Source organism: Hyphomicrobium sp. (assembly GCF_009026145.1).
Classification (GTDB): domain Bacteria; phylum Pseudomonadota; class Alphaproteobacteria; order Rhizobiales; family Hyphomicrobiaceae; genus Hyphomicrobium_A.
The window spans coordinates 1-20,199 of the sequence record NZ_WBUE01000021.1 but is presented as its reverse complement, the minus strand read 5'-3'; the positions used below and the strand labels follow the sequence as shown (position 1 = coordinate 20,199).

Here is a 20,199-nt window from a genome sequence, read left to right as displayed (position 1 = left end):
CTTTGGTTAAGACCGACTGAACGCGTGTCCCAGCCTGCCGGCTGCGGCTGCGAAAAAACGAGGGGATGATGTGAGCGAACAGCCTGCCGTGACCGACCCGCTTCACGAGCCCGGCGATTTTGCCGAAGCGGCCGAGCCGTTTGCGCTGTTCGAGACGTGGCTGCACGATGCCACGCGTCACGAGCTCAACGATCCGAATGCCATGGCGCTGGCGACCGTCGATGCTTCAGGTCACCCCAACGTGCGCATGGTGCTGTTGAAGGCCGTCGATCCTGCGGGGCACGCGGCACGCGGCTTCGTCTTCTTCACCAACTACGAAAGCGCCAAGGGCAAGGAGTTGCTGGCCACCCCCTACGCCGCGCTGGACTTCTACTGGAAGAGCCTGCACCGGCAGGTGCGCGTGCGCGGTCCGGTCACGCAGGTGAGCGCCGCCGAGGCCGACGCGTATTTCGCCACGCGCCCACGCTCGGCGCAAATCGGCGCTTGGGCATCCTTGCAGTCGCGCCCGCTCGAAAGCCGCTTTGCGCTAGAAAAGGCCGTCGCCATCGAGGCGGCGAAGTATCTTGTCGGAACCGTACCGCGTCCTCCGCATTGGTCGGGCTTTCGTCTCACGCCGCTGGAGATCGAGTTTTGGCATTCCCGCTTGTCGCGCCTGCACGAGCGCGTCATCTTCAAGCGTGCCGGGGCGAGCGGTGACTGGTCGAAATCCCGTCTCTATCCGTGATCGCTTAAGCCAACGGGGCGCCGCCGCTTGACCCCGCCGGGATACCCGGGCAAACCCGATCGCTGCCTCAATCGAACGGTGAGCTGCATGCCGGCGAGTGGCAAACAGAAGCGCAAGACGCTGGTTCTTACCGGCGCCTCCCGCGGTATCGGCCACGCCACGGTGAAGCGCTTTGCCGCGTCGGGCTGGCGGATCATCAGTTGCTCGCGGCATCCCTTTCCAGAGCAGTGCCCATGGGAGAAGGGCCGCGACGATCACCTGCAGGTCGATCTTGCCGACGCAGTCGATACGGTGCGCGCCATCGCCGAGCTCAAGCGGCGCTTAGCGGCTGATGGCTCACTGCTGCATGCGCTGGTCAACAATGCCGGCATCAGCCCCAAGGCGGAGGGCGGCGGGCGGCTCAATTCCATCGATACGGACATTGACGACTGGCGGCAGGTGTTCCAGGTCAACTTCTTCGCTCCCATCATGCTGGCACGAGGCCTCATCGACGAGCTTGCGCGCGCGCAGGGCGCTGTCGTCAACGTCACGTCAATTGCCGGGAGCCGCGTGCACCCGTTCGCCGGATCGGCGTACGCTACGTCGAAGGCCGCGCTCGCCGCGCTGACGCGCGAGATGGCGGCCGACTTCGGGCCGCGCGGCATCCGCGTCAACTCCATCTCGCCGGGCGAGATCGATACTTCGATCCTGTCTCCGGGAACGGGCAAGATCGTCGAGGAACAGATCCCCATGCATCGCCTCGGTTCGCCCGAGGAGGTGGCCCGCGCCATCTATTTCCTGTGCAGCGAGCAGTCGAGCTACGTGCACGGGGCGGAGCTGCATATTAACGGTGGCCAGCACGTTTGAGCGCGCACGCTAGCGTCGTGGCCTTTCTGTGGGCCATCGCTGTTTTTCGCCCGATTCTGCGCTATTCTCCGCCGATGCGCCGCGCTCGCGCGGCAGGCGGCATAGCGGTGCCAAACCCAGGGTAGCCCCACATCTCATGATCCTCGCCGTGCTCCCGTCCACTCCGGCAAGGCCGCGCCGCGCATGAGGCCGCCTCCGCCCCTCGGTCCGTCCTTCTTCGCTCGCTGGACGAGCCGCATCGCCGTATTCAGCGCCGCGTTGCTGGTCACGGCGATCTTCCTGCACCGTCTGTTCTCGTTGCCGACGCCGATCGCCGAGAACCTCGCCGGCGTCGCCTTCCTCGGAGCCGGTCTGTCGCTGCTCATGTCGGTTCTGGCGACCATCGGCATTTGGCGGACCGGCCGGCCGGGTACGGCCCGCGTCGTCTTCGCCGTCCTCGTCAGCCTCGGGCTGATGCTGTGGCCACTCATCTTCCTGCCGAAGTACGAAGGGCTGCCGAGCATCAACGACGTGACGACCGACATGACGAACCCGCCGCCGTTCGTCGAAATCGCCAAGCGGCGTCCCCCGGGTGCCAATCCCGTCGGCTACCCGGGTCCGGCGTTCGCGCGCAAGCAACTGGCCGCCTATCCCGACATCAAGCCCATCGAGATCGATCGCTCCGCCGACGAGGTGTTCGAGCTGGCCCTCGAGGCTATCAAGCGGCTGAAGATGGAGACCGTGCACCAGGAGGCACCCGAGCTTTCCGCGGGGCGCCCCGGCCTCATCGAGATTGCCGACCGCACCCTCATCCTCGGGCTTTATGACGACGCCGCCATCCGTGTCGCCGGCAGCGCGCAGCATGCACGGCTCGATGTGCGCTCTGCCTCGCGCTTTGGCGCCCACGATCTTGGCCGCAACGCCGACCGCGTGCGCCTGATCCTCAAAGAGATCGTGACGGTGATGGAATCGACGGTGCCCACGGCACGTGCCGAGCCGCCGGACGAGGCGAAGGCGGCTAAAGAGGAACGGCCACGCAGTCGACGTTCGAGGAGTCGGCGCAGGCGATGAGCCCGCGCTCGGCGAGATGGTCGATGTGCGCGCGCAGGGACAAGGTAGCCGCCCCCACGACGGACTCGTCGAGGTCGCGGTAGATCACCGGCAACAGCGTGCGCACCGTGTTCGTTCCCTTGCGCACGGCGTCGAGGATCGCCTGCTCGCGCCACTTGCGATGCAATAGGTAGGCCTTGACGGTGCGCCGCGACTCCTCGATCGGGCCGCCATGTCCGGGCAGAAGCAGCCGCTCGTCGCGCTCGAGCAGCAGCTCCAGGGAGCGCAGGTAGTCGGACATGCGTCCCTCGGGCGGCGCCACGACGGATGTGTTCCACGCCATCACGTGATCGCCGGAGAAGACGACGCCGCGTTCCTTAAGGGCCAGGCACAGGTGGTCGGGCGCATGCCCCGGGGTGTGCAAGGCGGCGAGAGTCCAGTCCTCCCCCGCGACCATGTCGCCGTGCTTGAGGTGCACGTTGGGGGTGAAGCCGTGGCCGACGTATTCGGCTTCGGCATCGCCGGCGCCGCCGTGCGGAATCTCCGAGCGGCGATAGGCGTAGGTGCGCGCGCCGGTGGCGGCGGCGAGAGCGGCGATGCCATCGACATGATCGCGATGGGCGTGCGTGGAAAATATGTGCGTGATCGGGCGCCCGGCCGCGGCGGCAAGGATGGCGGCGAGGTGGGCGGCATCGGCGGGGCCGGGGTCGATCACCGCCAAGCTGCGATCGCCGACGAGATACGTGTTGGTGCCCTTGAAGGTCAACGGCCCGGCATTGGGCGCGACGAGGCGCGCGACGCCCTCCGCCATAATGTCGGGCACGCCGTACGCGAACTGCATGGCTGTGTTGAACTTCAAGCTTTCACTCATCTCGAACTTTGTCGGTGTTGTTCGAAATTTCTTCGCGTGCAAGCGCCAGCCTAGAGACCGATTGCCACGCTTTCCAGCACCCCCCGCGCGGCGGAGGAACGGTTCCTAGCCTGAAGGGTTAGTTCCCTCGTAGGAAGGAGGTGCAACATGGCACGCGAACGAGATTTGCCCGCTTCGCGCAATCGGGGCGCGGATAGCGCAACCACCTGGGTTCTCGCCATGCTCGGCTTGGGCGTTCTTGCTGCCCTGCTCGTCATAGCCGTGGTCCCGACAGGCTCGGACACTGACAATCCGACCAGCGCCGAACAAGTCGTCCCCAACACCCCGCCGCCCGTGCGCACTGAGTAGCCCGCCCCCATTGAGGGCGCAGCATCTTGCGTGCAACCACATTATCGCCGGCGCGCCTGCAGCGCGCCAACGATAGCATTGCGCGTCCGATGTGAGCCGTTCCGGGCTGCGGAACTTCGGTGGACGCGACGCATTGGATTTGGATGTCGAGGCTGGCTGAACGCGGGAGGTCGAGAATGCATCGCCCTGCCGACAAGCTTGCAGTCATGCTGACGCTCGGCCTGGCGCTCGGCGCGGCTCCTATGCTTGCGGCGAGCACTGCCTTTGCGCAATCGAGCGGCACCAGCGGCGGCGTCAGCGCCGGTGCGGGCCGCTCGCCTGCCGGCATGTCCGCACCGCGTATCGGTGGCTCGACATCCGACGCGGGCGGTGCCGGCACGAGAAGCGATAGGAGCGGTGCCGCTGCAAGAATGACGCCGGGCATCCTCGTTCCCGGAGAGCCCGCTGGCACGACGGCACTTTCCGGCATGGCTCCTCCCTCGGGCGCCGCGCTCGAAGCGGCGCGACAGCGCGCGCTGCAGTCACCGGCCGGCACGCCGATTCCGCCCTCGGCGCCCGGCGTCGGCGCCGACCGCAGCGGCACCTCCGCAGGCAGCAGCAGCGACGCGGCGACGGAAGCTGCAACGCCCGGCTTCGCCGACCAGGCACCTCCAGACCGCAACAGCGGCGATCCGGCGCGGCTCACCGCTGGCGGCAACGCCAATCGCCAGGGGGCCGTCGGCAAGACGATGGCCGGGTGCGAGGCCGCTTGGGACGCCGCGACGCACATGTCGAAGGAAACGTGGCGCGACACCTGCCGGCGCACGCTCACAGCCCCACACCTTTGATCGGCGCGGGAGGTGCCGCGCGGAGCCGACAGCGCCATAGCCGCGCCGGATAGGTCGAGATAGGTCGAGACTGCTAGAAATGATGGTCGGAGCGGGGAGATTCGAACTCCCGACCCCTTGCTCCCGAAGCAAGTGCGCTACCAGGCTGCGCTACGCTCCGCCCGACCAATCAGTCCTTTGAGGGACAGCGCCGGGGTCTCCTGGGGGAGACCTGCGGCGAGGGCGGCTTTATAGCGGCCATGCGCCAGCCCCGCAAGCGAACGGTTTTCATGCGCCTTGGGCCACGCCGCACCGGCGTCCCCAGGCGCAATTGCCGCGGGATTGCTCGCTTACACGCCACCGACTATATGGGGCGCTGCCCCGCGTCCACGCAACGTGTGCTCGCGTCTTTAGCGAAGCATGGCTTTGCCGAAGCTGACGGCGCTGGGGACGATGGGGCGTAGCCAAGTGGTAAGGCAGCGGATTTTGATTCCGCCATTCCCAGGTTCGAATCCTGGCGCCCCAGCCAATTAAATCAATGACTTGCACCGTTTTGTTGAGGTTGGAATGCAGCGCCATTCCAACTCGAATGACTCGTTTTCGCGTTGATCGAGTTGGAGGGCTCCTTGAATCTAAAGCACGAACGGCGGAGCCGGCATCCGCTGCCTTCTGGCGTCGATCTGACCGCGTCGCCTTGAAGACGTTTGCAGTTGTGTGGTGTTTAGATCGGCATCGCGTGAGCAGAGCGACGAACACACTGGATCAGAGCCATGTCGTACACCGCGACCCGTGACCCTAAGCGTCCACCCACGCATCCGGGGGCCATCATCCGCGAGGACATCTTGCCGGCGCTGGGGCGTACCAAGATCGAGCTTGCGAAGCTGGCCGGGATCTCGCGCCAGCACCTCGACGACATCCTGAACGAGCGCAAGCCCGTCTCGCCGGCGGTCGCCGTGCGACTCGGAAAGCTATTCGGCAATGGCCCGGACCTGTGGGTGGGGCTGCAGGCAGCCTATGACACCTGGCACGCCGCCCGCGACGTCGACGTCAGCAAGATCCCGACGCTCAAATCGTTCGCATGAAGTATCCAGCGGCGTTCTACAGCACATTAACAGCGTCGACGCATGATGGCCTGCTGAAACCGTCGATCGCTTCGTCGAGTGCGATCTTGTCCCAAACGAGGGTGCGGCCTCGAAGGTTGACGGGCAGGGGATAGTGGCTACCGACGCGACGCCGGAATGAGGCAATCGACGGCTCACCGCAATAACCGGCGGCGGTCGCAGCGTTCATAAGTCGAGGCCAACACCCATGCGGTATTACAGGTCGGGTAGGGCGACGCGTCATGAATGCGTGTTGCTTTTCTTGGAAGTTGGTCGCTCTTGGAGTGGGCGAGTGCGGAAGTCGTAGAGGGTTCCTCAATTATCTTCGGCGCGCCATTTGGCAGCCCTATCGCTATGTCGGATGATCGTTTGCCGTATCGACTCAAGCTGGCGGTACAGAATATTGCGATCAAAGTTGTGCCTGGACTTAACCACCAACTCGCCACCTTCTCTCGTCTCTGACGAGTCGACGTAGCTGCCGTTAATCCACTCCTCCTTGAACAGCACGATGTTGTGGAAGATGTTGCGCTCGCGTAGCCCGAGGTGCTTCTCTAGATGCTCCTCGACTTCCTTTTGCCAACGTTTCCAGTCGGCGCGCCATGTGCCGTATTCTGTATCGTTGTGTAATCGCCGGTTAAAGAGGTCCTTGTTCGCGTCGCTGAAGTAGGTCGACAGGACGTCCAAGACATTCTCTAGGTTCGTTACCCCTCTGAGCTTCTTTCTGACGTCCGTGGCTCCTGACAACAGCCACAAGACCAGCAGCACGCCAGCAAGTGCTGTGAAGACCAGGGCCGGAAGGTACTTGGGGAACGTGCTCATGTCTGGCCCCAAGTACGCCCACAAAGCGGTTGCCGACGCCGCTGCTGCACTGCTAGCCGCACCAAGCCACAGCCGCTTTCTGCCAAACTCCTTGAGGGTGGTGACTTGATCCTTAACCCACGCCATCCTGTCAGTGCCCCCCGTGACTCAGATGCCCTATCTGTAGCATGAGCTGGTCAGTGGCGATCAGGGATGGAGACGTCGGCGCCTTCTCAGGCCGGTTATCTGGCTGTGCATCGGGTGCGGCCCGTCTTCAATGAGCGACATAGAAATCCAGGAGGACAATGCCCCCGTCTCTCAGTTAAATGCGTTCCTACTTATCGTATAAGGTCTTGATTTCGCATGCTGAGAACAAAGCAAGGAAAGTTGGAATGGCCCTTGATTTTGTTAGCTAACTGGGTGGTTTTGATTTCGCCATTCCCAGGTTCGAATCCTGGCGCCCCAGCCAGCGTTCATTCATGCTTAGCGGCAGCGGCACTGCACGAGAGCGGTCTTGATGCCTGACACCGCCGGCGCCTGGACGATCGTTGGGAACCTCGCGCCGCTCATCTGGCTCGGCGCGCTGTTCGCCTGCGCCGCGCTCATCCTGGCTCTGTCGCCGCTGTTCCACAGCTTCGCGCTTGCCCTGCCGACGCACCGCTCCTCGCACGCGACGCCGACCCCGCAATGGGGCGGCCTTGGTATCTGTGCGGCGACGCTGGGCGTGACGGCCGCGGCGGTTCTAGCCTCCGACGCCGCCGCTGCCGGCGCGCACAACGACGTGCTGCGCGTGCTTTTCGCCGCCTTCATGCTGATGCTGCTCGGTGCCGCCGACGATATCTACCATCTCGGTGCCGCAGCCAAGCTCGGTGTTCAGGCGCTGGCGGTCGGCATCGTGCTGACGGCTTTGCCCGATGAGCTGCGGGCGCTGCCGTTTCTGCCCACCTGGCTCGAGCGCGCGCTGCTGTTCATCGGCGCGCTGTGGTTCGTCAATCTCGTCAACTTCATGGACGGCATCGACTGGATGATGGTGGCGGAGGTCGTGCCGATCACCGCCGGGGTGGCAATCATCGGGGCGCTGGGAGCGTTGCCGCCCGAGGCGCTGGTCCTCGCCCTGGCCCTCAACGGCGCCATGCTCGGCTTTGCTCCCTTCAATCGACCGGTGGCGCGCTTGTTCATGGGCGATATGGGCAGTCTGCCCGTGGGGCTGCTGCTCGCCTGGCTACTGATCATCGTTGCCGCTTCGGGGCACGCGACGGCGGCGGTGCTGCTGCCCCTCTATTTTGTTGCCGATACCGGCATAACCCTGCTGCGCCGGGCGCATACCGGCGAGCGGCTGTGGGTGGCGCACCGCACGCACTTCTACCAGCGGGCGCGCGACAATGGCTTCAGCAACACGCAGATCATCAGCCGTGTGTTCGCGGTCAATGTCGGGCTCGTAACGCTGGCGGCCCTGAGTGTCGTGGCGCGCTCACCGGTGTCGGCGGGCCTGGCGTTGCTGGCTGGGCTAAGCCTCGTCGCCTGGCTCATGATCGAGTTTGCGCGCCGTCGGCCATGAGCCGGGTTGGCTCACCTCAGCGCTTGATCGACGCCGTCTCGACCGAGGTCCCGCAGCCTTTCCGCTGCAGGCTCTCATTGAGTGCCGCGGACTCGGCCTTTACCTCGTTGTATTCGGCAAGCGCAGGAACACCCTGGTCCGACGCGCCCACGAGACGTCCCCAGGCGCCGGCGATAGTCTGCGGCAGCTCCTGCATCTGCTGAACGGCCTTTGCCGGCAGCGCCTCGAGCTGCTCCTGCAATCCCAGTTGGCGCGCCTGCAGCTCACGACAACCGAGGCCTTGCTCCTCGGCGCTGAGAACGTAGGTGCCGTCCTTCTGGTAGCCGGGGCGGGGAACGCCGCTCAGATCGGCCATGGTCGAGCAACCGGCAGCGCTCATCGCCAGCGCAATGACGAGCGCCGCTCTCTGCACACGTGACCCTGATCGCCAGGTTGCTGCCATCGTTTGGCGAATCTCCGCGTACAGCGGAATTTATGCACAAGTCATCGGAGAGACTATCGGTACGGGAACATAATCGGCGCCCTGTGCTCTGGACGACACGTTGCGCCGCGGACTGCCGCTTTCAACAGCTATTGCCGATATTAAAGGCCCCCAGCCGCGCGGACGCGCGGTCGGGGTGCGCCCACAATTCCGCGCGCCTGGAGCAGGGTGACGACGCGCTGCGCGAGCTCGGTGGCGGAGGCCGACGTCGTGTCGAGCACCAGGTCCGCGTTCTCCGGCGCTTCGTACGGTGAATCGATGCCGGTGAAGTTCGGCAGGTGGCCGGCACGGCATTTTGCATAGAGGCCTTTCGGGTCGCGGCGCTCGCAGACCTCCAGAGGCGCGGTGACATGGATCTCCATGAACTCGCCTTCCTCGAGGAGGCTGCGCACCGCTTCCCGCTCGGCACGGAACGGCGAGATGAACGAGCACAACACGATGACGCCCGCGTCGACGAACAGCCGCGCCACCTCGCCGACGCGGCGGATATTCTCGACGCGATCAACTGCCGTGAAGCCGAGGTCCTTGTTGAGCCCGTGGCGAATGTTGTCGCCGTCGAGCAGGTAGGTGTGGTGGCCGCGCTGCGCCAGCCAGCCCTCGACCAGATTGGCGATCGTGGATTTTCCTGCCCCCGACAGGCCGGTAAACCAAACCACGCACGGCCGCTGCTCCTTCAGGGAGGCGCGCAGGCTTTTGGTCACCGCCAGCGGCTGCCAATGCAGGTTCATGCCGCGACGCAGGGCGAAATCGACGGTGCCGGCGGCGATCGGCGCATCCGTATGAAGGTCGCTGATGACGAAGCGGCCAGCGTCCGGCGCGTCAGCCTGGTCGGCCAACGCTACGGGCGTCTGGGTCGCGATCGTGCAGACGCCAATCTCGCCCCGGGCCAGCGTTCGCGCCGGCAGGCGGCGGAGGCTGTCAACGTCGAGGCGATACTTTATGGCCGTTACGCTTGCCGTCAGCTCGCGTCCGGCAAGCTTGAGTTTGTATTCACGCCCCGGAAGCAGCTCTTCGTCCGATACGCAGGCGACATGCGCCGCAAACTGCTCAGTCAGCTGTGGCGCTTCCTGCACCGCATGGTGGGCTAACCTGACCTCGGCCGCGAGCGCATCGAGATGCGCCAGCAGCGTCGGGCCCGCGTACCACGCGGCGTCTGCGCTCAGCTCATCTAGATCGTGCACGTTCAACTGGGAAACCGGAATGGCGACGGCGGTCGAGAACTCGAGCCTGCGCGTGAACTCGCAGAAGGCGGCGCTCACCGCTTCGAAAGCAGCACGATCCCATCCGGCGAGATCGTGCATGTTCACGGCGAGTACGATGTGACGTACGCCGGTGGTGCGGGCAATGGCTGCCGCCCGACGCGCCTCGGACGAGAAGCCTCCGGCCGCGGCGACTACGACCACCGAGACGTCTACGGCATGTGAAAGGTCGGCCTCGGCGGCCAGCACCGGCGATGGCAGAAAGAGGTGCTGGAGCTGCTCGATGAGCGTTGATTTGTCTGCCCCGGCTGCGTCGCGGACGCTTATTCTCAAGGCCCGCTTGTCGGGTTCTCTGGCACGCCCTGCGCTTGGCATTCGGCTCGCGTTCCCGTTGCGGAAGGTGGCGCCCCGGGGCGCCGGTCACTTCGTGGGGCGTCGCGGGAAGACGTAGATATCAAGTATGGCCTGAATTAGCGCGTGATGCGCAACCTCGACAAATCCATATTCGTTGGAATTAACGTAGAAGTTTACATCCCCCCGGCCGCGCAGCAGGTTGTCGGGCTGGAATCCGCTCAAGGTGGCGACCTTCATCCCATTGGTACGCGCCGCCTCGACCGCCTTGAGAATGTTGACCGATTGACCGGAACTCGAGATGGCGATGAGCATATCGCCGGGGACGCCCTGCGTCTTCAGCTGCTGGGAGAACACATTGGCATAGCCGAAGTCGTTGCTGAGGGCGGTCAGCGCCGCCGCATCATTGAGCGCCAGGGCGCGAATGCCGCCGTTCTTCAGGAATTCGATTGCGTGGTGACTGGCGACAGCGGCGCTGCCGCCATTGCCGATGAGGATGACCTTGTTACCGGAGGTGTGGGTGCTGCGGGCCGTGTCCGCGACCCATTCGAAGCCGTCTTTGATGTCGAGCGGGCGTCCCTCGCCATCGCTTACCCTGACGGCCGTCAGGGCGCGGGTCAGCTCATTGAAGTAGGCTGAGATGGGATCGGCGGGTGTTGCTTCGACGACGCCTTTCAACACGCTTGTAGCCCTCCAGGACCGAATGTGCGCCGCGCGTTGTGCGGTTTCGCGGCCATCAAAACTGTGTGCACGGGATGCATGGGCTGTTGCAGCCTGTCTATCTTGCGGGATCAAGGGGTGGCAGGATTCGCGCTTAGATACATCCTCAGGTGACGGGAACCCTCTTAGAAGATTGCGGCCAAGGTGTGCGTAATGCTTTCGATGAATCTCTCCACTGGGCGTCCGGCGGATCGCATGCGAACCACACCGCCGTCGGTAACCCAAGGGGGCAGCACGAAAACCCCGCCTTGACACCTCGCATTGTATCACTTAGCCGCGGCTGGCGATATGGCGGCGGCATCAAGACGCGGTAGCGAATAAACGCAGGGAATATGCGATATGCGTGTCCTGGTGACCGGTGCTGCCGGTTTCATCGGCTACCATACGGCCAGGGCACTGATGGCTCGCGGCGATGAGGTCATCGGCTTAGACAATCTCAATCCCTACTATGACGTTAAGCTGAAGGAGGCGCGCCTCGCCGAGCTGCAGGGCAAGGGTGGCTTCAGCTTCCACAAGCTCGATCTGGGCGACCGCTCCGGCATGGAGCGCCTGTTCACTGCCGTGCGGCCGCAGCGGGTGATCCATCTCGGTGCGCAGGCGGGCGTGCGCTACGGCATCGAGCACCCGCACACCTACGTCGATGCCAACATCGTCGGCACGCTGCACGTGCTGGAAGGCTGCCGTCACCACGGCGTCGAGCATCTCGTCTTCGCCTCCTCGAGCTCGGTGTACGGCGCCAACACGACGATGCCGTTCAGCGTGCACCAGAACGTCGACCATCCCTTGAGCATCTACGCCGCCTCCAAGAAGGCGAACGAGCTGATGGCGCACACCTATGCGCATCTCTATCGGCTGCCCGTCACGGGCCTGCGCTTCTTTACCGTGTACGGACCGTGGGGGCGTCCCGACATGGCGCTGTTCCTGTTCACGCGCAAAATCCTCGCCGGCGAGCCGATCGACGTCTTCAACGAAGGCCATCACGCGCGCGACTTCACCTATATCGACGACGTGGTCGAGGGCGTGCTGCGCACCGCCGACCGCATCCCGCAGCCCGATCCGAGCTGGAGCGGCGCGCATCCCGACCCGGCGACGTCATCGGCGCCTTATCGGATCTACAATATCGGCAATCATCACCCCGTGGAGCTGATGCGCTTCATCGGCATCTTGGAGAAGGCGCTGGGGCGCGAGGCCAAGAAGAACTTCCTTCCCCTGCAGCCGGGCGACGTGCCGGTGACGTTCGCTGATGTCGACGATCTGATCGCCGACGTCGGCTTTGCTCCTTCGACCCCGATCGAGGAAGGCATCCCTCGCTTCGTCGCGTGGTATCGCAGCTACTATGGCTCGTGAGCGCCGGCGCGGCGCGCGGAGGTTGGCATGACGACGATCCTGGTCACCGGCGCGCTTGGTCAGATCGGCTCCGAGCTCGTGCCGGCGCTGCGCCAGCACTACGGCGCCGACAAGGTGATCGCCACCGATCTGAAAGTTCTCCCTCCGAGCGGGGCGGTCGCCATCGCGCCCTACGACCACCTCGATTGCACCGACCCGCATCAACTGCACGAGGCGGTGCGCCGCTATGATGTCGGCGCCATCTATCACCTCGCCGCGCTGCTCTCGGCTGCCGCCGAAGCTGCCCCGCAGCTGGCGTGGAGCGTCAATATGAGTGGCCTCTATAACGTGCTGGAGGTCGCGCGCGGCTACGACTGCCAGGTGTTTTTCCCTAGCTCGATCGGCGCCTTCGGCCCCGATACGCCACGCGATTTGACGCCGCAGGTCGCCATACAGCGGCCGACGACCATCTACGGCGTGACCAAGGTCGCGGGTGAGTTGCTGTGCGACTACTACGCCTTGCGCTTCGGTATCGACACGCGCGGCCTGCGGCTTCCGGGGCTCGTATCGTACGTCGCCGCGCCGGGAGGCGGCACTACCGACTATGCGGTGGAGATGTTCTACCATGCCATTCGCTACGGCCGTTACACGTGCTTTTTGTCGGCCGACACGCGCCTCGACATGATGTACATGCCCGATGCCATCTCCGGCATGATCAACTTGATGGCGGCGGACGCCACGCGCCTGCGCTATCGCAACGCCTATAACATCACGGCGATGAGCGTGACGCCGGCAGAAATCGCCGCCGCCATCCGCGAGCACATCCCCGGCTTCGAGATCGACTACGACGTCGATCCGGTGCGCCAAGCGATCGCCGACAGCTGGCCGCGCTCGCTCGACGATAGCGCCGCGCACGCCGATTGGGACTGGGCACCGCGCTTCGATCTCGCTGCTATGACGCAGGACATGCTGGCCCGCCTCACAGAAAAGCTCAAACCCGCGCCGCGTCGCCAGCGGTTATGACCGGAGGCCGCCATGCCGACCGATAGACTGACGTCGTTGCTGGAGACGAAGCTCGATGAGCTGCGCAGCTCCGGCCGCCTGAAGGGCATCGAGGCGGTGACCGTCGCCGTGCTGGGACCGGCGAACGGCAAGGGGCCGCGCTTCCTCATCGAAGGTCACGGCAATCGGCCGTTCCTGCGCATGAACTCGAATAGCTACCTGGGGCTGTCGTTTTCAACGCGTGTCATCGAGGCCGAGGAGGAGGCCGTGCGCCGCTATGGCGTCGGCCCCGGCGCGGTGCGCTTCATCTCCGGTACGTGGCAGCCGCACGTCAAGCTGGAGGCGCGCCTGGCCGACTTCCACGGGCGCGAAGCGGCCATGCTGTTCTCATCCGCCTACGCGACCGTCATGGGTGTGCTGCCGCCGCTGATCACCGACAAGACGGCGGTGATCAGCGACGAGCTCAACCACAACTCGATCATCAACGCCATCGCGCTGGCACGGCCGGCGAAGAAGCTCATCTACCATCACCTCGACCTCGACGAGCTGGAGCGGCAGCTGGGCGGGCTATCGAAAACGTGCTCGCGCGCCATCATCGTCACCGATGGCGTCTTCTCGATGCGCGGCGACCATGCGCCGCTCGACAAGATCATGCGCATCGCGGCCGAGTTCGACCCCTTGTTCGCGGAGAACGTCATCGTCGTCGCCGACGATTCGCACGGCGTTGGCGGCTTCGGTGCCAGCGGGCGCGGCACCGAGGAGGTGGTGGGCGGCGTCAAGGTGGACGTGCTGATCGGCACGCTCGGCAAGGCGTTCGGCGTCAACGGCGGCTACGTCGTTGCCTCGCAGGCGATCGTCGACTACCTGCGCGAGACGTCTCCTTTCTATATCTACTCGAACCCCATCACGCCCTCCGAAGCGGAAGCGGCGCGCGCCGCCGTCGATCGCGTCGACAGCGAGGAAGGGCATGCGCTGCTGGCGCACCTGCGGGCCATGACGCAGCGCTTCCGCGATGGCCTGCGCCAGCTCGGCCTCGAGACCGTCGAGGGCCAGCACCCCGTGGTGCCGCTGCTGGTGCGAGACACCGGGCGCACGGCGCGGCTCGTTGCGCACCTGCGCGACAGCGGCATCCTGGCGACCGGCCTGGCATACCCGGTGGTGCCGGAAGGCGAGGAGGAGATCAGATTCCAGATCTCGGCCGATCACTCGACCGCCGATATCGACGAAGCGCTGGCGGCGCTGGCGAATTTCCGCTGAGCATGCGGTGCAGCCGAGGAGCTTGCATGAAGTTCGAGGATAACGAGACGCGCTACGAGTTCCGCCAGTTTGACCAGGATCTGTCGAAGGTGCGCGACACGTTCGCGAGCCTTGGGTCAGGTAAGTCATTGCCGGTGAGCCGCGAAACCTACATCGTCACGCGCCTCAACATCGAATCCAACGTCAAGATTCGTGGCGGGCGCCTGCAGGTGAAGACGCTGCGCGGGCGCCAGGGGATGCTCGAGCAGTGGGCGCGCCCGCTCAACGCGGAGTTTCCCGTATCCGTCGAGGACGTGGAAGGCATCGTGCTGCCCGCGCTCGGCCTCGACCTGGAAATCGGCCGCGGCGGCGCGCTCAGCGAGAGTGCGCTGACGGCGCTGGTTTCGGGTCAGCATTCGCTCGCGACGGTCAAGGTCGACAAGCAGCGCACCCTCTATGATCTGGGCAACTGCGTTGCGGAGTTCTGCGAGCTGCAGATCGGCGATGACAAGTTGCAGACGGTTGCCCTCGAGTCGCTGGACGCCGAGGCCGCGCTCAGCGTGCTGAACAAGGTGGGGCTCGGCGAGGCACAGAACGAAAGCTACGCGGAGTTCCTGCAGCGGCGTCTGTTCTGACGCTTAGACCCGGTCTTTGAGACCCTTGACGTGCTCTTGCTCGGCGCAATGCGCGCAGCAATAGATGCGGCCGCCTTGGGCCTCGAGGCCATGGCCTATCACGCGGCAGCCGCAGTGGGCGCACTGCGGCGCCATGGCGGTGATGGCGCACTCGAAGCTGTCGAAGGTCATCGTCTTGCCGGCCTTCGTCACCTGGAAGGCCTTGTCATAGTCATTCCCGCAGGTATCGCAGACGGCCATGGTCGCCTCCATCTCAGTCAACGCATGAAAACGCCGAGCAGGGCCAACAGCGCCAGTCCGGCGAGACCGCCGATAAAGATGGCGCGCTGCGTGCGCGTCTTAAGAATGATGTCGCCCTGACGGGCCTTGTCGGCAGGGTAGTTCTGCAGATCGCGGCGGCCGGCCGGTGTCATGGGCGTCTCCGCTCGATGAGACATTCGAGACGCAACGCGGAGCCCGGCGGCAGGGTTCCACCGCGCTGTCCTGCCGGCTAGTTGCGCACGAGCTGGCCGCGCAGCTCGCCCTTGGGGAAGCCGGCGGTGCGGATGACGAGCGACCATTCGCCGGCGAGCAAGCCCTCGCCCTGCGGGGCGGAAAGGATGGCCGTGCCTTCAAACGGGCTATCGAAGTTCAGGATGCGCACGAAGGCGCGACGCGGCCCGGCCGGGGCACCGTGAAAGCTCGCCGACGTCGCGTAGGTGCCGACCCCTTTGTACGAGCCGCTCCACGTGAGCTTCTTGCTGTCGGTGTCGTAGTCGGCATTGAGGCTGCCGGAAGCGGTGCTGCCCGTCCCGGCGACCGGCAAGAGATCGGCCTTGAATCGCAGCATCTCGGCGGAGGCGGAGGTGCACGCGCCGGCACCAGCCAGTGCCAACCCAAAGATCACCGCGCGAATGGCTGTTGCGGGCATTGGTCCTCCCTCCCGTCGGGCATCAGTTACACCCACAATTCACAGCCTTTATGCCCGGACCGTGACGAAGCCATCATATGCATGCGACCGCGCGCAGCGGAAGCCCGCAATCGCGGCTCGGGGGCTGGTCCCGGCGCCGATTTGGCGCTAAGTGCTCTGCAGAGAAGCTGCCTTCCCCATACGAGGTCGTTCATGAAACAAGAGCTTTCAAAGATCGCCCAGGCGCTGGTTGCTCCCGGCAAAGGCATCCTTGCCGCAGATGAAAGCTCGGGCACCATCAAGAAGCGCTTCGATTCCATCGGCGTCACCTCCACGGAGGATACGCGCCGCGACTACCGGGAGATGTTGTTCCGCGCCTCCGAGGGCATGAAGAACTGCGTCTCCGGCGTCATTCTGTACGACGAGACGATCCGCCAGAAGGCCAAAGACGGCACGCCGCTCGTCGACATCATGAAGGCGGCCGGGTCGATCCCCGGCATCAAGGTCGACGAAGGCGCCAAGCCGCTTGCCGGCCCCCACTCCGAGATCGAGAAGGTCACCGAAGGCCTCGACGGCCTGCGCGAGCGCCTCGCCGAGTATCACAAGCTGGGCGCCCGCTTCGCCAAGTGGCGCGCCGTGATCACCATCACCGACAGCCTGCCGTCGTGGAACTGCATCAAGGCCAATGCGCACGCGCTGGCGCGCTATGCGGCGCTGTGCCAGGAAGCGGGCATCGTGCCGATCGTCGAGCCGGAGGTGCTGATGGACGGGGCACACTCCAGCCACACCATCGAGCGCTGCTACGAGGTGACCGAGTGGACGCAGCGCACGGTGTTCCGCGAGCTGTACGATGCGCGTGTCGAGCTCGAGGGCATGGTGCTGAAGCCGAACATGGTCATCGCCGGACAGAAGTGCCCGCAGCAGGCGAGTGCGCAGCAGGTCGCCGAGCTCACCGTCAAGTGCCTCAAATCCACCGTGCCGTCAGCGGTACCCGGCATCGCCTTCCTGTCCGGCGGCCAGTCGGACGAGCAGGCGACGGAGAATCTCTCGCTGATCAATCAGATCGGCGATCTGCCTTGGAGGGTGACGTTCTCCTATGGCCGGGCGCTGCAGGCGGCGGCGCTGAAGGCCTGGGGCGGCAAGAGCGAGAACGTCGCCGCCGGCCAGCGCGCCTTCACGCACCGCGCGCGCATGAACTCGCTGGCAGCGCTCGGCAAGTGGAGCCAGCAGCTCGAAAAGGCTGCTTGAAGTCGCATCGATTGCTGACGATTTGGCGGCTCGCTGGAGATACCGGCGAGCCGTCGTTTTTTGCCGCGGCAATTGGCCGGACGTTTACCCGCTTCTGCAAACCTTTGTGCGGCTTACATACGCTCCACCTAGCCCCTTAGCGGAGAACCACAATGCACGTGACGATGGAAAGCGCCTTGGCGGCGATCAAGGCCGCGCAGAAAGAGGCGATCAAGCTCAAGACGCAGATGTGTATCGCCGTCGTCGACAGCGGTGCCAACCTCAAGGCCTTCGTGCGCATGGACGATGCTTGGGTCGGCTCCATCGACATCGCCATCAAGAAGGCGAAGACGGCCGTGTTCTTCGGCATGCCGACGGGCGAGATCGGCAAGCTGTCGCAGCCGGGCAAGTCGCTCTACGGCATCGAGCACTCGAACGAGGGATTGATCACCTTCCCTGGCGGGCTGCCGATCGTCGATGACGAGGGTGTGCTGGTCGGCGCCATCGGCGTTTCGGGGAGCTCGGTCGAGAACGACCACAAGGTGGCGGCTGCAGGCCTCAAGGTGGTGGGTGTCAGCGAGCTGCCCGCGCATCCCTGGCGCACCTAAAGACGCGCGTCTGCAAACAAAGGAAGGCGGGACCGGCGTCCCGCCTTTTTTGTAGCGCTAAGAAAACTCAAAGCTTCTCGACGTGATCGGCCATGTTGCCGACGAGGCGGACGCGATAGGTGGCGTTCTCACAGGTCAGGATCCACACCGGCAGATCCGGCTTCGAAGCCTCGGGGTCACGCTTGGCGCTCTTCGGGTTGGTGCACTCGTAGCCCTGCTTGCGGATCTGCACGGCGATGATGTCGGCCGGGGTTTCGTCCTCGGACGCCTGCGCCGCCGTAACCTGCAGCGGCGCTTGCGCCCGGGCGTCGGGCACGCCCGAGGTGAGCGCATTCAGCATCAGGCCCGCGCCGAGCGCGAACACGGGAAACAACCCCAACATATTCATGACCGACTCCTACGCGCCCTCAGCGCCTCGGGGTCAGCGTGCTGCCGCTGCCTCGTGCGCGCGCCGCCCAGCCAGCGCCAGGAAAACATAGCTCCAACCTGAGAACAGAAGGTTGATGCCGACGAGAAGGCCGAGCGCCCAGACGGCGGACTCGGGCAGGCCCATCGCGATGATGACGCCCACGGCGAGCGCGGCGATGCCGGAGAGCAGCAGCCAGATCCAACCTTCGTGCGGGCGCACGCGCACGGCCATGATCACCTCGAAGACTCCTTCGGCGATGAACAGCATGGCGAGCAGGATGGCCAGCGTGAGCAGGCCGGTGAGCGGGAAGAAGGCCAGATAGCCGCCGGCCACCGCGTAGAGAATTCCGATCAGCAACTCCCACAGGAAGCCCTGCCAGCCGGGGGCCTGGAAGGCGTGGATGATCATCATCACGCCGCCGATGAGGAACAGCCAGCCGAGCATGACTTTGGCGGCGATCGTCGACACCAGCGGAAAGGCGATGGCGGCGAGGCCGGCGATGATGAGAACGATGCCGAGGGCGAGGAACCAGCCCCACTTCGCGGTGATGAGAGCCCGTGTTTCTGCAACGCGCATCTCGATGTCGGATACTGACATTGGTTGTGCCATAGCGGTCCTCCCCATGCTGAGTTTCCCGCCAAGTCTATAGCAGAATCGCGGGCGCTTCGGCGCTCCTTCATCGTTCTATGGTGGCGCGAGTGCCAACGCCCGTTCCAAGATCGATCGTGCTGCGATGCCGTTGCGCGCATGCTGAGCAATGCGCGTTCAATGGCGCGAAATGACCTCGAATACGCGGATAATTTGGCACCCTCGATTAGGCGCCCGGCCGATGCAACTCGCTGCGGTGCGAGCAGCCGCCCGGGCGAGCGGGCGGCTGCAACTCGTCAGCGTCCGCGGGCGAGCAGCGGCGTAATGCGCCGCACCGCCACGCGCCGGTTGGCACGCTCGGCGCGCAGCGTCGGCACCTTCAGGAACTCCTCGCCGTAGCCCTGCGTGACGAGGTTCTCCGGCGGGATGCCGAACGTGTCCGAGAGGATGATCGCCACCTCCTCGGCACGCCGGTCCGACAGCGTCAGGTTGTCGATGTCGGAGCCGACCGCGTCCGTGTGCCCCTCGATGAGAAACACCTCGTCGGGGCGCCGGTCGAGCACGCGGTTGATGACGTTGGCGATGCGCTCGAGCCGCCGGTACTGGTCGGGGTGCACCTGCCAGGCGCCGAAGTCGAAGTTCACCGTATCGAGGTCGATGCGGCGCATGCGGTCGCGCAGGTAGGTGTTGTAGCGGATCTCGTCGAGCGAGTAGCCGCGCTGCAGCCGCTCCACCGGACCGGCCATTAGCGCTTCATAGATGTCCTCGTCGCTGGCCCGCTCGTAGTTGAGGATGTAGCGCTCGCGCGGCATGCGCAACCTGACGGGGCCGAGATCGAGGATGACCGGGGCGCCGCGGCGGAAGCGGCGGTTGTCGATGAGGTTCACCTCGCGCCCGTCGCGGTCGCGGCGGTAGCGCCGCATGAGCCGGCCGGAGGAGTCGAACTCCGAGTACACCTCGATGCCGCCGGGCCGGATGGCGATGGTCAAGTTGCCGCCATCGGGGCGGCGCTCGCGGCGCAGGTCGCGCGAGGTGCGGCGCATCCGCTCCGTCTCGTCGTGGCGGATCATGGCGCGGCCGCCCTTCTCCTGCACGATGGTGCGGTTGCCCGGCTCCTCGATGATGGTGCGCGTGCCGCCTTCCTCCACGCGCTGGCGGCGGCGGCGCTTGACCTCCTCGATCGACGCCGGAGCAGGACCGGCTTGCTGCGGGCCGGCGCCCGGAGCGGGCGGCGGTGGCGGCGGAGTGACGACGGCGGGCTGCTGCACCGGGGCCGGTTGCGCGGGAGGCGCGGTTGGCTGGGCCTGCTCTGGCGGCTGGTCGGGGGCAGGCGCGCCGGGTGCACGATCACCGCCTCCACGCTTCCTGCGCTCGCCACGGCGCTCATCGCCTTCGCCTTGCGCTGCTGGGGCTGGAGCGCTGGGCGGCGGTGCGTGTAGCGTCTCGAC

General features: G+C 65.3%; 24 protein-coding genes and 2 tRNA genes. 14 read left to right on the top strand and 12 right to left on the bottom strand.

The window, feature by feature from the left end:
- Positions 1-88: 88 nt before the first annotated feature.
- From pdxH to F9K20_RS15135, 3 genes are all read left to right on the top strand, one after another.
- Positions 89-724 carry a pyridoxamine 5'-phosphate oxidase gene (gene pdxH, locus F9K20_RS15145; protein WP_291003507.1) on the top strand — a complete coding sequence of 212 codons (636 nt, stop codon included), beginning with the start codon at positions 89-91 and terminating at the stop codon, positions 722-724.
- An 87-nt stretch (positions 725-811) separates the two neighbouring features.
- On the top strand, positions 812-1,570 hold the full coding sequence (locus tag F9K20_RS15140; RefSeq protein ID WP_291003505.1) for an SDR family NAD(P)-dependent oxidoreductase: 759 nt from the start codon (positions 812-814) through the stop codon (positions 1,568-1,570).
- Positions 1,571-1,753: 183 nt separating this feature from the next.
- Positions 1,754-2,620 carry a DUF1499 domain-containing protein gene (locus tag F9K20_RS15135; RefSeq protein ID WP_291003502.1) on the top strand — a complete coding sequence of 289 codons (867 nt, stop codon included), beginning with the start codon at positions 1,754-1,756 and terminating at the stop codon, positions 2,618-2,620.
- Here the strand turns inward: F9K20_RS15135 and F9K20_RS15130 are convergent.
- Positions 2,568-3,458: an MBL fold metallo-hydrolase gene (locus F9K20_RS15130; RefSeq protein ID WP_291003500.1), complete on the bottom strand. Its 891-nt coding sequence runs from the start codon at positions 3,456-3,458 to the stop codon at positions 2,568-2,570. The two genes, F9K20_RS15135 and F9K20_RS15130, sit on opposite strands and share 53 nt — an antisense overlap.
- Before the next feature lie 159 nt (positions 3,459-3,617).
- On the opposite strand from F9K20_RS15130, the gene F9K20_RS15125 reads away from it, so the two are divergent.
- A complete protein-coding gene (locus F9K20_RS15125) occupies positions 3,618-3,818 on the top strand; it encodes a hypothetical protein (RefSeq protein WP_291003498.1) in 201 nt (66 codons plus the stop codon).
- Between the two features lie 176 nt (positions 3,819-3,994).
- On the top strand, positions 3,995-4,645 hold the full coding sequence (locus F9K20_RS15120; RefSeq protein WP_291003495.1) for a hypothetical protein: 651 nt from the start codon (positions 3,995-3,997) through the stop codon (positions 4,643-4,645).
- Between the two features lie 83 nt (positions 4,646-4,728).
- Here the strand turns inward: F9K20_RS15120 and F9K20_RS15115 are convergent.
- Positions 4,729-4,805, bottom strand: a tRNA-Pro gene (locus F9K20_RS15115).
- Positions 4,806-5,078: 273 nt separating this feature from the next.
- On the opposite strand from F9K20_RS15115, the gene F9K20_RS15110 reads away from it, so the two are divergent.
- A tRNA-Gln gene (locus tag F9K20_RS15110) sits at positions 5,079-5,153 on the top strand.
- A 241-nt stretch (positions 5,154-5,394) separates the two neighbouring features.
- A complete protein-coding gene (locus tag F9K20_RS15105; RefSeq protein WP_291003492.1) occupies positions 5,395-5,706 on the top strand; it encodes a HigA family addiction module antitoxin in 312 nt (103 codons plus the stop codon).
- A 333-nt stretch (positions 5,707-6,039) separates the two neighbouring features.
- Here F9K20_RS15105 and F9K20_RS15100 read toward each other — a convergent pair whose 3' ends face one another.
- Positions 6,040-6,669 carry a hypothetical protein gene (locus F9K20_RS15100; protein WP_291003489.1) on the bottom strand — a complete coding sequence of 210 codons (630 nt, stop codon included), beginning with the start codon at positions 6,667-6,669 and terminating at the stop codon, positions 6,040-6,042.
- A 370-nt stretch (positions 6,670-7,039) separates the two neighbouring features.
- Here F9K20_RS15100 and F9K20_RS15095 point away from each other — a divergent pair, with 370 nt between their 5' ends.
- Complete coding sequence (locus F9K20_RS15095; protein WP_291003486.1) at positions 7,040-8,080, top strand: glycosyl transferase; 1,041 nt, start codon at positions 7,040-7,042, stop codon at positions 8,078-8,080.
- 16 nt (positions 8,081-8,096) lie between these two features.
- On the opposite strand, the gene F9K20_RS15090 is transcribed toward F9K20_RS15095, so the two are convergent.
- From F9K20_RS15090 to F9K20_RS15080, 3 genes are all read right to left on the bottom strand, one after another.
- Positions 8,097-8,492 (bottom strand): hypothetical protein, encoded by a 396-nt coding sequence (locus F9K20_RS15090; RefSeq protein WP_291003483.1) that lies wholly within the window; start codon positions 8,490-8,492, stop codon positions 8,097-8,099.
- A gap of 170 nt (positions 8,493-8,662) precedes the next feature.
- Positions 8,663-10,093, bottom strand: a complete 1,431-nt coding sequence (cysC, locus tag F9K20_RS15085; protein WP_291003480.1) for an adenylyl-sulfate kinase — start codon at positions 10,091-10,093, stop codon at positions 8,663-8,665.
- 87 nt (positions 10,094-10,180) lie between these two features.
- The gene (locus F9K20_RS15080) at positions 10,181-10,792 is read right to left on the bottom strand and encodes an SIS domain-containing protein (protein ID WP_291003647.1); all 612 of its coding nucleotides are present in this window, start codon (positions 10,790-10,792) and stop codon (positions 10,181-10,183) included.
- Positions 10,793-11,170: 378 nt separating this feature from the next.
- On the opposite strand from F9K20_RS15080, the gene F9K20_RS15075 reads away from it, so the two are divergent.
- From F9K20_RS15075 to F9K20_RS15060, 4 genes are read left to right on the top strand one after another with little or no spacing between them, the layout of a single operon-like run.
- Positions 11,171-12,178: an NAD-dependent epimerase gene (locus tag F9K20_RS15075; protein WP_291003477.1), complete on the top strand. Its 1,008-nt coding sequence runs from the start codon at positions 11,171-11,173 to the stop codon at positions 12,176-12,178.
- A gap of 27 nt (positions 12,179-12,205) precedes the next feature.
- Positions 12,206-13,180, top strand: coding sequence for an NAD-dependent epimerase/dehydratase family protein (locus F9K20_RS15070; protein ID WP_291003474.1), 975 nt, complete (start codon positions 12,206-12,208; stop codon positions 13,178-13,180).
- A gap of 12 nt (positions 13,181-13,192) precedes the next feature.
- Complete coding sequence (locus F9K20_RS15065) at positions 13,193-14,416, top strand: aminotransferase class I/II-fold pyridoxal phosphate-dependent enzyme (RefSeq protein WP_291003471.1); 1,224 nt, start codon at positions 13,193-13,195, stop codon at positions 14,414-14,416.
- A gap of 26 nt (positions 14,417-14,442) precedes the next feature.
- Positions 14,443-15,030, top strand: a complete 588-nt coding sequence (locus F9K20_RS15060) for a hypothetical protein (RefSeq protein WP_291003468.1) — start codon at positions 14,443-14,445, stop codon at positions 15,028-15,030.
- A gap of 3 nt (positions 15,031-15,033) precedes the next feature.
- Here the strand turns inward: F9K20_RS15060 and F9K20_RS15055 are convergent, their stop codons facing one another.
- The 3 genes from F9K20_RS15055 to F9K20_RS15045 all read right to left on the bottom strand — a co-directional run bounded on the left by F9K20_RS15055 (position 15,034) and on the right by F9K20_RS15045 (position 15,940).
- Complete coding sequence (locus tag F9K20_RS15055; RefSeq protein WP_291003466.1) at positions 15,034-15,270, bottom strand: hypothetical protein; 237 nt, start codon at positions 15,268-15,270, stop codon at positions 15,034-15,036.
- Positions 15,271-15,287: 17 nt separating this feature from the next.
- A complete protein-coding gene (locus F9K20_RS15050; RefSeq protein WP_291003463.1) occupies positions 15,288-15,443 on the bottom strand; it encodes a peptide ABC transporter permease in 156 nt (51 codons plus the stop codon).
- Between the two features lie 77 nt (positions 15,444-15,520).
- On the bottom strand, positions 15,521-15,940 hold the full coding sequence (locus tag F9K20_RS15045) for a CHRD domain-containing protein (RefSeq protein ID WP_291003460.1): 420 nt from the start codon (positions 15,938-15,940) through the stop codon (positions 15,521-15,523).
- Between the two features lie 192 nt (positions 15,941-16,132).
- Here F9K20_RS15045 and F9K20_RS15040 point away from each other — a divergent pair, with 192 nt between their 5' ends.
- Together F9K20_RS15040 and F9K20_RS15035 are read left to right on the top strand one after the other, a co-directional pair.
- Positions 16,133-17,167 carry a class I fructose-bisphosphate aldolase gene (locus F9K20_RS15040; RefSeq protein WP_291003457.1) on the top strand — a complete coding sequence of 345 codons (1,035 nt, stop codon included), beginning with the start codon at positions 16,133-16,135 and terminating at the stop codon, positions 17,165-17,167.
- A 152-nt stretch (positions 17,168-17,319) separates the two neighbouring features.
- A complete protein-coding gene (locus tag F9K20_RS15035; RefSeq protein ID WP_291003454.1) occupies positions 17,320-17,754 on the top strand; it encodes a heme-binding protein in 435 nt (144 codons plus the stop codon).
- 67 nt (positions 17,755-17,821) lie between these two features.
- Here F9K20_RS15035 and F9K20_RS15030 read toward each other — a convergent pair whose 3' ends face one another.
- From F9K20_RS15030 to F9K20_RS15020, 3 genes are all read right to left on the bottom strand, one after another.
- Complete coding sequence (locus F9K20_RS15030) at positions 17,822-18,142, bottom strand: hypothetical protein (protein WP_291003451.1); 321 nt, start codon at positions 18,140-18,142, stop codon at positions 17,822-17,824.
- Positions 18,143-18,175: 33 nt separating this feature from the next.
- The gene (locus F9K20_RS15025; protein ID WP_291003448.1) at positions 18,176-18,772 is read right to left on the bottom strand and encodes an HdeD family acid-resistance protein; all 597 of its coding nucleotides are present in this window, start codon (positions 18,770-18,772) and stop codon (positions 18,176-18,178) included.
- A 275-nt stretch (positions 18,773-19,047) separates the two neighbouring features.
- On the bottom strand, positions 19,048-20,199 hold a 1,152-nt coding region (locus tag F9K20_RS15020), incomplete at its 5' end, for an OmpA family protein (protein ID WP_291003445.1).